The organism is Pelorhabdus sp. sgz311001, from assembly GCF_055901755.1.
In genome coordinates this window covers 356,454-368,377 of sequence record NZ_JBVXUT010000002.1, presented here as the reverse complement: position 1 = coordinate 368,377, position 11,924 = coordinate 356,454, and the positions used below count along the sequence as shown (strand labels likewise).

Annotated in this window: 12 protein-coding genes; all 12 read left to right on the top strand. The window is 43.1% G+C overall.

Going from position 1 to position 11,924, the window contains the following annotated elements:
• Positions 1-2 precede the first annotated feature (2 nt).
• Genes AC0MXB_RS07650 through AC0MXB_RS07595 form a run of 12 tightly spaced genes read left to right on the top strand, consistent with a single transcriptional unit; the run spans position 3 to position 11,903 of the window.
• Complete coding sequence (locus AC0MXB_RS07650) at positions 3-1,130, top strand: glycosyltransferase family 4 protein (protein ID WP_474039063.1); 1,128 nt, start codon at positions 3-5, stop codon at positions 1,128-1,130.
• Complete coding sequence (locus AC0MXB_RS07645) at positions 1,127-2,281, top strand: glycosyltransferase family 4 protein (protein ID WP_474039062.1); 1,155 nt, start codon at positions 1,127-1,129, stop codon at positions 2,279-2,281. Before AC0MXB_RS07650 ends, AC0MXB_RS07645 begins: the two co-directional genes overlap by 4 nt.
• Before the next feature lie 16 nt (positions 2,282-2,297).
• Positions 2,298-3,266: a GDP-mannose 4,6-dehydratase gene (gene gmd, locus AC0MXB_RS07640; protein ID WP_474039061.1), complete on the top strand. Its 969-nt coding sequence runs from the start codon at positions 2,298-2,300 to the stop codon at positions 3,264-3,266.
• Positions 3,267-3,276: 10 nt separating this feature from the next.
• Positions 3,277-4,218, top strand: a complete 942-nt coding sequence (locus tag AC0MXB_RS07635; RefSeq protein WP_474039060.1) for a GDP-mannose 4,6-dehydratase — start codon at positions 3,277-3,279, stop codon at positions 4,216-4,218.
• A gap of 24 nt (positions 4,219-4,242) precedes the next feature.
• Positions 4,243-5,625 carry a mannose-1-phosphate guanylyltransferase/mannose-6-phosphate isomerase gene (locus AC0MXB_RS07630; RefSeq protein ID WP_474039059.1) on the top strand — a complete coding sequence of 461 codons (1,383 nt, stop codon included), beginning with the start codon at positions 4,243-4,245 and terminating at the stop codon, positions 5,623-5,625.
• Between the two features lie 10 nt (positions 5,626-5,635).
• On the top strand, positions 5,636-7,003 hold the full coding sequence (locus AC0MXB_RS07625; RefSeq protein WP_474039302.1) for a phosphohexomutase domain-containing protein: 1,368 nt from the start codon (positions 5,636-5,638) through the stop codon (positions 7,001-7,003).
• Positions 7,004-7,024: 21 nt separating this feature from the next.
• Positions 7,025-7,900, top strand: coding sequence for a decaprenyl-phosphate phosphoribosyltransferase (locus AC0MXB_RS07620; protein WP_474039301.1), 876 nt, complete (start codon positions 7,025-7,027; stop codon positions 7,898-7,900).
• Between the two features lie 18 nt (positions 7,901-7,918).
• On the top strand, positions 7,919-8,281 hold the full coding sequence (locus AC0MXB_RS07615) for a DMT family transporter (RefSeq protein ID WP_474039058.1): 363 nt from the start codon (positions 7,919-7,921) through the stop codon (positions 8,279-8,281).
• Positions 8,282-8,287: 6 nt separating this feature from the next.
• On the top strand, positions 8,288-9,274 hold the full coding sequence (locus AC0MXB_RS07610) for an NAD-dependent epimerase/dehydratase family protein (protein ID WP_474039057.1): 987 nt from the start codon (positions 8,288-8,290) through the stop codon (positions 9,272-9,274).
• Positions 9,271-9,681 carry a divergent PAP2 family protein gene (locus tag AC0MXB_RS07605; protein ID WP_474039056.1) on the top strand — a complete coding sequence of 137 codons (411 nt, stop codon included), beginning with the start codon at positions 9,271-9,273 and terminating at the stop codon, positions 9,679-9,681. Before AC0MXB_RS07610 ends, AC0MXB_RS07605 begins: the two co-directional genes overlap by 4 nt.
• 53 nt (positions 9,682-9,734) lie before the next feature.
• Positions 9,735-11,057 (top strand): hypothetical protein, encoded by a 1,323-nt coding sequence (locus AC0MXB_RS07600; protein WP_474039055.1) that lies wholly within the window; start codon positions 9,735-9,737, stop codon positions 11,055-11,057.
• 24 nt (positions 11,058-11,081) lie between these two features.
• Positions 11,082-11,903 (top strand): hypothetical protein, encoded by an 822-nt coding sequence (locus AC0MXB_RS07595; RefSeq protein WP_474039054.1) that lies wholly within the window; start codon positions 11,082-11,084, stop codon positions 11,901-11,903.
• Positions 11,904-11,924: the final 21 nt, after the last annotated feature.

Genomic DNA, 11,924 nt, shown 5'->3' with positions numbered 1-11,924 from the left:
TAATGACTTTGCCCAATAGTCTTGTAAGAGTTGCTATTGATGATCGAGCGATTCCCTATACTGGCATTTCTCGCTATACCCATGAAATAGCGACAAGGGTTCCTAAGTATTTTCCTAATGTCGAAATGGTTAGGGTAAATGACGGAATGGGTAATTTTGGCGGACGGTCCCTTTTTACGAAAATGGGGAGAGCTGCCAAACGATTGTGGTGGGAAAATGTTTTACTTCCGAAGCAAATGAATCATCTTGATGTGAAATTGTTTCATTGTACGAAGAATTATGGAATTCCCTATAAAATGGATTGTCCTGTCGTGACTACGATTCAAGATATTATTCCGCTGGTTTTGGCAAACTATTATTTACCTACTCCAATGGAACGCTTATATTATCATTTTTATATCAATATGGCTGTGAAACGATCGAATCACATTTTAACAATTTCTAAGTTTTCCCGTGATGAAATTGTGAGATTTTTCCCTTGCGTCAAATCAAAAATTGATGTTGTTTATTTAGGCGGCGATGCCAATTTCGGCGCTAATATTACGCAAAACCAGGCTGCGGCAATTGTGAATGCCAGGAAGATTTACAATCCTTTTATTTTGACAATTGGCGGAAGTGAGCCGCGGAAAAATGTCCAGGCTTTATTGCAAATGTATGAAGAGTTTGCCGAGGCAATGGCTTGTGATCTTGTGGTTGTAGGCGGCATGTGGCGAAATATTCCGTTTACAAAGCTCAATAAGAGCGGATCACGCGTGCACTTTGTTGGCAAAGTCAGTGAAGCAGAACTGGTTTCTTTTTATAAACTGGCTAAAATTTTTGTTTTTTCTTCGCGATATGAAGGCTTTGGCCTTCCTATATTGGAGGCTATGGCTTGTGGTACTCCTGTCATCGCTTCTGACGTTTCTTCTTTGCCGGAAGTAGTTGGCGATGCCGGACTTTTAGTTGATATGAATCAGCCAAAGGCAATTTTTCAAACCATACAGAAATTATTGGCTGATGATTCTTTGCAACAGGAGTTGCGGGCGAGAGGGAAAGAGCGAGTTCATTCTTTTACTTGGGAAAAGACTGCTGACCTTACTGCCCAGATATATCGGCGGAATATAGCAGATTGGCAAGGAGGGGGAAAATGACTTCTTCTTTGCGTATTGCAATTATTCATGATTGGTTGGTAACTTACGCGGGCGCGGAGCGAGTCTTAGAACGAATGTTAAAGCTCTTTCCGGCGGCCGATTTATATAGTCTTGTTGACTTTCTACCGAAAGACAAGCGGGGTTTTATTCAGAATAAGCCTGTTGTTACCTCATTTATTCAAAAACTGCCTGGGGCGAAACGACGGTATCGTCAATATTTGCCGCTCATGCCGCTGGCTGTGGAGCAGTTTGATTTGTCAGGTTATGATTTGGTGATTTCCAGCTCCCATGCTGTGGCCAAAGGTATCTTAACAGGCCCGGACCAACTGCATATCTGTCTTTGCTATTCGCCGATCCGTTATGCCTGGGATTTACAGCACCAGTATCTGCGAGAAAGCGGTCTTGATAAAGGGCTGAAGGGCTGGATTGCCAAAGGGATTTTGCACTATATACGAAATTGGGATGTCCGTACTGCTAATGGTGTTGATGAGTTTATTGCTATTTCACACTTTATTGAACGTCGGATTTATAAGGCCTATCGCCGGACCGCTACGGTGATTTATCCGCCTGTTAATGTAGCGGACTTTCCTTTGTATGAGACCAAGGAAGAGTTCTATGTGACGGCTTCCCGCATGGTTCCTTATAAAAAGATTGATTTAATTGTAGAAGCTTTCTCACAGATGCCTGATAAACAGCTTTTCGTGATTGGCGAAGGGCCTGATTATAAAAAAATACAGGCAAAAGCAGGAAAAAATGTAACTTTGCTCGGCTATCAACCTTTTGCCGTATTAAAGGACTATTTGCAACGAGCGAAGGCTTTTGTGTTTGCTGCGGAAGAGGACTTTGGTATTGCTCCCTTAGAGGCGCAGGCTTGCGGCACGCCAGTTATTGCTTTTGGCAAGGGTGGAGCGATGGAAACTGTGGCTGATCTTACGACAGCGAAGCCGACAGGTCTTTTTTTCTATGAACAGTCTGTTCCGGCGTTAATCGAAGCTGTGGCTCATTTTGAGCAAGCAGTCAAGCGCATTGACCCGCAAACCTGCCGTGACCATGTATTATCGTTTCGGCCTGAACGGTTTGATGCGGAACTTTTAAGCTATGTAGAAGAAAAATGGCACAATTTTACGGAGAAAAAGTCAAAATACCTATAGTAGAGGAGCGGTTTATATGAAAACAGCGTTAATTACGGGAATTATGGGACAAGACGGCGCCTATTTGGCGAAGTTATTATTAGACAAAGGGTATAAGGTCTATGGCTTTGTAGCGCGACGCAGTACACCGTCTGACTGGCGGTTGCAATTTTTAGGTGTTGCCGATCAGGTCGAATTAATTGAAGGCGATTTGACGGATGTATCTTCGCTGATTCGGGCGATTCAAATGGCAAAACCGACAGAAGTTTATAATTTGGGTGCGCAGTCTTTCGTGGGAACTTCTTGGGAGCAGCCGATTTTAACGGCTCAAGTTACTGGCGTCGGCGTGGTCAATGTGTTGGAAGCGATTCGTTTGACCGATCCTTCCATTAAGTTTTACCAAGCTTCTACCAGCGAACTCTTTGGCTTGATTCAAGAACCCATGCAAAGTGAAAAAACACCTTTTTATCCGCGCAGCCCCTATGGTGTTGCCAAGCTCTATGGTCATTGGATTACGATTAATTATCGCGAAAGCTTCAATATTTTTGGGTGTACAGGCATTCTCTTTAACCATGAATCGCCACTACGCGGTATTGAGTTTGTTACGCGTAAGGTGACTGATGCTGTTGCTAGAATTAAGCTCGGCAAGCAGAATGAACTACGTTTAGGCAATATTGATGCAAAACGCGACTGGGGCTTTGCCGGTGATTATGTTGAAGCAATGTGGCTCATGTTGCAGCAGGAAAAAGCTGATGATTATGTTGTGGCCACAGGCAAAACGACAACAGTGCGCGATATGTGCAAAATCGCGTTTGACCATGTTGGTCTAAATTATGAAGAGTATGTAAAAATTGATCCGAAATTCTATCGTCCGGCGGAAGTAGAAGTATTGCTGGGAAATCCGGAAAAAGCTCATAAACTTTTGAATTGGCAAGCTAAGACTTCACTCGAAGCGTTGATTCATATGATGGTTGATGCCGATCTGGCGCGTGTTGCCAAGGAATAGCGGAGGAATTATGAAAATTTTAGTTACGGGAGCAAGCGGCTTCGTCGGCTATTATTTGGTACAAGGTCTGCAGGCTCGAGGCCATCAGGTTTTTGCGGCAGGAAAAGATGCCGAAGAACAAAATGGGCTAGGTGAGGCCCTATCTCTGTTCTTTGATATTACTGACTACGATTCGCTTTGTACGACATTGCGTACGGTTCAGCCTGATGCTATCATTCATCTGGCAGCGCAAAGTATGGTTAAGCTGTCTTGGGACAAGCCGGCGGCAACGCTTGCTGTGAATACTTTAGGAACGGTTCATTTGGTTATGGCCGTGAAAGCCGTTTGTCCGGCCTGCCGAATTGTAACGATTGGTACAAGTGAAGAATATGGCTTAACCGCGAAAAGCGGCCAAGCCCTCACGGAAGAGGCGCCTTGTTTGCCGCAGAATCCTTATGCGATCAGTAAGCTCGCAGCAGGCCAGCTTGCTGTAAAGCTAGCGGAAAAGGACGATTTAGCGCTGATTCATGTGCGTCCCTTTAATCATTTTGGACCGAAGCAGCGGCTCGGCTTTGTGGTAAGTGATTTTTGTTCTCAAATTGCGGCGATTGAACGCGGCAAAGAGCCTGTGATCTATGTGGGCGATTTAAGCGCGAAACGGGATTTTTCTGATGTACGTGATGTCGTTGCTGCGTATATAGCCCTTGTGGAAGAGACGACGGCGCCACGGGGAATCTATAATGTGTGCTCCGGTCAGGCCAGAAGCATTGAGAGCATTTTACAAGAGCTTGTTTCGTATGCTACTGTGCCGATTACGGTCAAGGTGGATTCACAGCGGTTTCGTCCTTCGGAAGTTCCTTTATTTGTCGGAAACAATCAAAAGCTCTGTCAGACTATTGGCTGGCAGGCCCAGTATGATTTTTCGCAAAGTCTGTTAGAAACGCTCCAATGGTGGCGTAAGCATACGGTATAATTCATTGAAAAGGGGCAGTTGGTTATGAAAGTCGTTATTTTGGCAGGAGGCGGCGGTACGCGCCTCTTCCCTTTATCGCGGGAATGCTATCCAAAGCAATTCTTGCAGATTGATAGTGAGCAGTCGCTGCTCGCTCAAACAGTAAAGCGCTTTTTGCAAATTGTACAACCGGAAGATCTTTTAGTTGTCACAAATAGCGCCTATCAGCACCATGTGCAGTCTGAACTGGCTGCCTGTGACGCGAAAGCAGCGCATGTTTTGCTAGAGCCTGTCGCTCGCAATACGGCGCCAGCTATTGCCTTAGCAGTACGCTACTGCACTGATATTTTGAAGATTGCTGCGGATGAAACGATTTTTATTTCCACATCGGATCATATTATTCGTTCGCCCAAGAGCTTCTTGGCAACGGTGCAGAAGGCTGAAACGCTAGCAGAGCAAGGAAAAATTGTAACTTTTGGTATTCGGCCTGATAAACCGGAAACGGGTTATGGCTATGTCCAAGCTGGCGCTGCTTTTGGCGAAGCTTTTTTGGTGGAAGCCTTTAAGGAAAAGCCTGACAGTGAAACAGCGAAAGCCTATGTAGCGTCAGGAAATTATTTTTGGAATTCAGGAATGTTTGCTTTTTCCGCTAGTTGCATTGGCGATGAATTTAAAACTTATCAGACGGAAATTTCGGCGCTAATGGCGCTACCGTTTGACGAACTTGTGAATCGGTTCGAGGACATGCCGAATATTTCCATCGACTATGCTGTTGCCGAAAAATCACAGCGTGTCGTGGTAATTCCTTTTACGGCCTATTGGAATGACATTGGTTCCTGGGATGCGATCTATGAAGTGATGGAGAAGGATGAAGCGGGAAATGCCATAAAGGGCGATTGTCTGCCGCTGCATTGTTCCAATTCGCTGCTGATGTCTCGCAGCAGACTGATTGCCGGAATTGGTCTTGAGGATTTGCTGGTAGTAGAGACCGATGATGTGATTTTAGTAGCCCGTAAAGGGGAGTCCCAGCAAGTGAAGGATCTTGTTACGGAATTGAAAAAGCGAAAACGCAAAGAAGCAACAGAGCATACGACCATGTATCGCCCCTGGGGCAGCTATACTGTCATGGGCGAAGGGCCTGGCTATAAGATGAAAAAGATTGTTGTAACACCAGGACAGAAACTGAGTTTGCAACTTCATTATCATCGTAGCGAACACTGGGTCGTGATTGGCGGGACCGCCAAGGTAACGGTTGGTGAAGCCGAGCAGATGGTCCATAAGAATGAAAGCGTCTTTATTCCATGTTCGACGAAGCATCGGTTAGAGAATCCTGGGAAGATTCCTTTGGAGATTATTGAAGTGCAAAATGGCGATTATTTAGGCGAAGATGATATTGTTCGCTTTGAAGACAGTTATGGCCGGGTATAAGGGGGATATGATGGAATTTTCGCGTAAGGCCTTTAAGGCTTATGATATTCGAGGCCGCGTGCCTGCTGAATTAAATGAAGCAATGACCTACCGAATTGGTCGCGTCTTTGCTGAGATTCTAGACGCTAAGAAAGTGGCGGTAGGCCGTGATGTTCGTCTTTCCAGCGAACCTTTGGCCAAGGCGTTGATCCGCGGTCTCGTTGAGTCAGGCTGTGATGTTGTTGATATTGGTCTATGCGGTACGGAACAGATTTACTTTGCTACTTCGCACTTACACTTAGACGGCGGCATTATGGTTACGGCGAGTCATAACCCCATGGATTATAATGGACTGAAGCTGGTACGGAAAGATTCGAAGCCCATTAGCGGCGATACGGGTCTTCGCGAGTTGGAAGATCGAGTCGTGCAAGGCCGTTTTTTAGCGGAACCTTTGCCGTTAGAGCAGCAAGGTCTGGTCATTGAGACAAATATTATGCGCGATTATGTGGCTCATTTGCTTGGGTATATTGATAAAACGGCGCTACGGCCTTTAAAGGTTGTCGTCAATAGCGGCAATGGCTGTGCCGGTCCGGTGCTTGACGCGCTGCAAGAAGAGCTTCCGATTGAATTCATTAAAATACATCATGAGCCGAACGGAACGTTTCCTCATGGCATTCCGAATCCGCTGTTAAAGGAAAATCAAAGTGCGACAGCCGACGCCGTTCGCGCTCACAAGGCCGATCTAGGGATTGCTTGGGACGGTGATTTTGACCGTTGCTTTCTTTTTGACGAAGCCGGTCATTTTATTGAGGGCTATTACCTAGTCGGTTTTTTAGGCGAGGCTTTTCTTCGCCGCTATCCTAAGGCCAAGATTATTCATGATCCCCGGCTGACCTGGAATACCATTGAACTGGTGCAGCAGGCAGGGGGGGCTCCGGTGCAGAGTAAGACAGGGCATGCTTTTATTAAAGAAAGAATGCGCGCAGAAGATGCTGTGTACGGCGGTGAAATGTCAGCGCATCATTATTTTAGAGACTTTTTCTACTGTGACAGCGGCATGATCCCCTGGTTATTGATCGTTGAGAGCTTGTCTCTATGTGGGCAGCCGCTGTCGGCGTTGGTAAAAGAGCGGATTGCTCGTTATCCTGTAAGCGGCGAAATTAATCGGGAAGTGAAGGATGCTAAGGCGGTATTACGCCAGATTGAAGCAACGTATCTTCCGGCAGCGCTTACAGTAGATCGTACGGATGGTCTTAGCGTCGAGTATGAGACCTGGCGGTTTAATGTCCGTATGTCCAATACAGAGCCGCTACTTCGCCTTAATGTGGAAAGTCGCGGCGATGAAGCTCTCATGGCAGAGAAAACAAGAGAATTATTGGACCTGATTGATTCTTTATAAGGAGAAGTTGCTGCGTTGCTTATGATGATCAGTGCAATGATAAAAGAAATGCGCATCAGGCAATACACGAAGAATGCGTTAGTTTTTGCTGCTATTTTGTTTGCGGGAAAGTTATTTAGTGTGCCGCTTTTTTTGAAAAGTAGTTTGGCTTTTCTGGCTTTTTGTTTTACGTCAAGCATTGTCTATATTCTTAATGATATTTTAGATATTGAAAAAGACCGTCAGCATCCGGAAAAATGCAAAAGACCAATTGCAGCAGGAGATCTTTCGATTTCTGCTGCAATTGGCTTAATGTTTTTCTTAGTTAGTTTGGTTGTCTATCTAATTTTACAATTAGATTTGTACTTTGCCTTAATGATTAGTACGTATTTGATTATGAATGTATTGTATTCTTGGCGATTGAAGCATGTGGTGATTATTGATGTTATGGTGATTGCCTTTGGTTTTGTCTTACGGGCCTTTGCCGGTGCCGTTGTACTGCAAGTGGGCATGACTAGTTGGTTTATTCTTTGTATTTTTATGCTTTCGCTTTTTCTTGCGTTGGCAAAGCGACGTCATGAATTGCTTCTATTTGAAGATAACGAACTTTTACAACGGAAGGTTTTGCAATTTTATTCGTTGCGGTTAGTCGACCAACTACTTACAGTAGTTACTGCTATGGCGATTACCAGTTACTCTGTTTTTTCTTCGCAGGAAAATGCCGATACGACATGGCAAGGCGTTCCGCTTATGGTCTTTACAATTCCGCTTGTCGTTTATGGAATGTTTCGTTATTTATATCTGGTACATATGACGAAAGCTGGTGGCAAGCCGGAAGAAGTTTTGTTAGAGGATAAGCCGATTTTAATCACTGTTTTTTTATATGTAGCAGCAATTATTTTTATGCGGAATATCTAAGCTGACAAGGAGTAAACTATGAATTTTATCTTGATTTTAATTGGGGTTTTATTGAATGCAGTAGCTCAGTTAAGCTTAAAAAAAGGTATGATGTTAGTAGGCAATCTTCAACTTGATTATCAGGCGCTTATAGCGGTTATTCCTAAATTAATTATGAATTTATATATTTGGACAGGGCTTTCCTGTTATGTCGTAAGTGTGTTGATTTGGCTGATTGTTTTATCTCGCGTGGAAGTCAGTTATGCATATCCTTTTTTAAGTATAGGGTATATTTTGACTGCTTTTATCGGCTATTATTTTTTTGGCGAGAGTATGAGTATTTATAAAATGAGCGGAATTACAGTGATTTGCTTGGGCATTGTTTTACTATATCACTCTTGAGGTACAATGATGGAACGATATGTTATTGTTGGAGGAAATGGTTTTGTCGGCAGATATCTGGCAGATGCATTATTAAAGCAGGATAAGAAGGTTTTGATTTGTGATATAGAAAAATCAGATATATCTATTTATCAAAAAGCTGATTTTTTATTGGTAGATATCAGAAATCCTGAAGATATCAGAAAAATAAATTTTTCGTCAGAAGATGTGGTGATTCATCTAGCTGCCAACCAGTATCATACGAAGGTTCCTCGCCAAGGGCGGGAGCAATATTTTTTTAATGTGAACTATGAAGGCACGAGAAACTTGCTGGAAGTCATGCAGGAAAAAGGTGTGAGGCGTTTAGTTTATTTTAGTACTGATATGACTTATGGCAAGCCGCAGTATTTACCTGTTGATACCCACCATCAGCAGAAACCTTTTGGTCCATATGGCGCCAGTAAAAAGGCATCAGAAGATTTATGCCGAGAGTATCGCAGTAAAGGTTTTCAGATTACCATTTTTAGACCTAGAATGATTTTAGGCCCAGGTCGGTTGGGGGTACTAAAAAAACTATTTAAATTGATGGATTTGGGGTTGCCGGTTCCTCTTATTGGCAGGGGCGATAATTGCTACCAGATGGTGTCTGTATTTGATTGTGTCTCAGCTATATTAAAGGCAGTTGAACGGCAGATTCCGAACCAGGAATTTAATCTAGGCTCGAAGAATCCTCCAGATGTCTATTTTTTACTGCAAAAAGTAATAAAAAGAATTGGATCTCACTCTCGTCTTGTTAGAACAAATGGGGCTTTTGTTAAGTTTAGTTTATATTGCTTGGGTAAGCTGGGAATAGAATTGCTATATAAAGAACAATATGAAATTGCTGATGAAAATTATATTGTTGATATTGAAGCTACGGAAACCGAATTGGGTTGGAAGCCTGGATTTTCAGATGAAGATATGCTGTTTGAAGCATATGAGTACTATAAAAAACATCAGGAGTCGGGGTTATGAAATATATTCTACTGCCGTTTATGGCCTGGGTTCTTTCTGGTAGCTTAAAATTTCTTATTAATTATTTGCGATTTGGCAAGAAGGCTAAAAATTTAATTGGCTATGGTGGCTTTCCCAGTACCCATACGACAATTATTTCTTCGGTTACATTTCTTTGCGGATTTCAGGAGGGATTTCAGACTCCCGTATTTGGTTTGGGGCTGGGAATTCTTTTGCTAGTCGTTATTGATGCGCACAGTCTTCGGAAAAAAGTAGGACAGCACGCACAGATTCTGAATCGACTTCAAATGAGGCAGGAACAAGGTACTGTTGTTTTGCGTGAACGCATGGGACACTCTTATCATGAGCTGTTGGGGGGGCTTGTACTAGGCGCTTTGCTGGCTTATTTAGTACAACGATTTGGATGAGTGAGGTGATATAGTTGTTTTTTCTAAACCGGTATTTTTGCTGTGGCTTATTATTGGCAGTAATTTTTGTTTTGACGGGCATTTTCTTTAATGTGAAGTATCAGTTGTTTGGGGATGGTTTGGAATATTTAGGTATGACCCTGTCAGTTGCTCATCATATGTCTTTTCAACTTACACCGGAGGATCAAATAGGTGTAGAACATATTATCAATAAAACCTTTGAGACATTAGGCTTTTTCCCTACTGATTCGGGAGAGCGCTATGCGTGGCATTTTGGTGCATATTCTGCGTTGTGTGCAATTTCATACCATATTTTAACTTCATTTAACTATGATGTTTTAGGAGCCTTTGCGCTCACTAACTGTCTTTTGCTGACTTTTTTAGCTCGAAATATTTTATATAGAACTTCTTGTGACCATACTGGTAAAATCGCTCTTTTGGTATTTGGTTTTGTGAATCCAGCACTACTTTATATTCCTGCCAGTCACCCGGAAGTTTTTATTTTTGTCTTCTTCTTATCAGGATTACTGGAATTACTGGAAAAAAAATATGCTTTAGCCTGCCTTTATATCGCAATTGCTTCTATGCAGGCGGCTATTCTAGCGGTTATTCCGCCTGCTATTTTAGTATATATGTTTTTCACAGAAAGATCTGTTCGGCCTTTGTGGCAAGCAGGCTTATGCAGTTGTTTTGTTTTTATTCAGCCTGCTTTTTATTGGAGTCATTTTCATGTTTTTAATTTGATTTCTACGTATAACTTGTATAATACCGCATTTATTTCCTTAGATAAGGTATGGAGCATGTTTTTTGATCTGAATTTTGGTTTTATTATTTATGTTCCTGTATTAATGGTGCTGCTGTTTTTAGCTTGTATGAAAAAGGATTTTATCGCCGGATTATGCTTGCTTTTTCTTGTAGCACTTACTTTAACTATGGCCGGTCAGGCAAATTGGAACTCAGGTATGCTGTATATAAATCGATATTGCATATGGATTATGCCTTTGCTAATTATAGGCGCGTACCGAGCATTTTCTTTTATGGGCTTTTCTCAAATCCGTAAAAGTATCGTAATCTATTTGCTGATTACAGGCGCGATTTTGTTTCCTCTTATGAAAACAAGTATAAATGGGACTGATGTTGATAATTATGTGCGGTTTTCCCCTGTTGCCAATTTTGTTCTTATTCACGCACCTTGGTTATACAATCCGCAGGCAGAAGTATTTGCTGAGCGTGTAAGTCATAGAGAATATGATATACATTCTTCTGGTGAGATTGTGTTGAAAGACGAGCAAGGGAATATGCGAAAAAAGATGATATTTAATGATTTAATTCGGCGGTATTATTATGAAAATGGTGATGTGGATTTTTCCTTTTGAACCTGAATTTTGCGAGGTAAAGATATGAGTATGAAGAAAGTAGCTTTGTCATTCGTTTGGGGTTGTATAATTTCATTATTTCTGCTTTCTTCCCTAGCGATTGCCGCTGGAGCGCAGTATACACTGCAAGCGCAGCCAGGTGTGAGTCAAGAAATGATTGACGATACAGCGGTTGCAGTTCAGATGACAAATCAGTTTTGTGACGATTTGTTCGACCTTTCTCTGGCTCAGCCTGTTGTGGTGCTGTTAGTAACGGATAAGAATGCATATATGGCGGAACTAAAGCAAGCTTTTCACTTGGATGAGCTGGCTGCGGCGCGGTGGGCGCGAACGACAGACGCGGTGTCAGGCGGGCACTTGATTTTACGGAATGCTGGCGCTGCCAATAGTGACAGTGATCGAATTTTTCTTGTGTCGCATGAAATGGTTCATCAATATCAAAATCAAATCGGTTTTCCGAAGGATGCAGTCTGGTTAGTTGAAGGTATGGCTGATGCGGTGGCTGTTCATGTTACGGAAAAGACGGGACGGCGCAGTGTGGATCAATATAAAGCTCGCTGGCAGGCGATGCTAGCAGGGGTTAAGTCTGGTTCGCCGTCGCTGGCGATGATGGCTAGTCGCGATGGCTGGGCGCAAGCGCTGCAGAACTATGGTGCGCAGGTGACCTATCGGACGGCGGCGCTTATGGTATTGCAGCTTTGGGATGATTACGGTTTTGCGAAGGTTTTGGCTTTTTACCGTTTGTCAGTTCAAGCAGGCGTGGAAGCGGCCTTTACGGAAACTTTTGGTTATCCTTTGGCTGAGTTCCAATTGCGACAGGCTACGCCAGTGCAGGTAGCGGGATAAGAATAACAAGCAGGGTTAGCA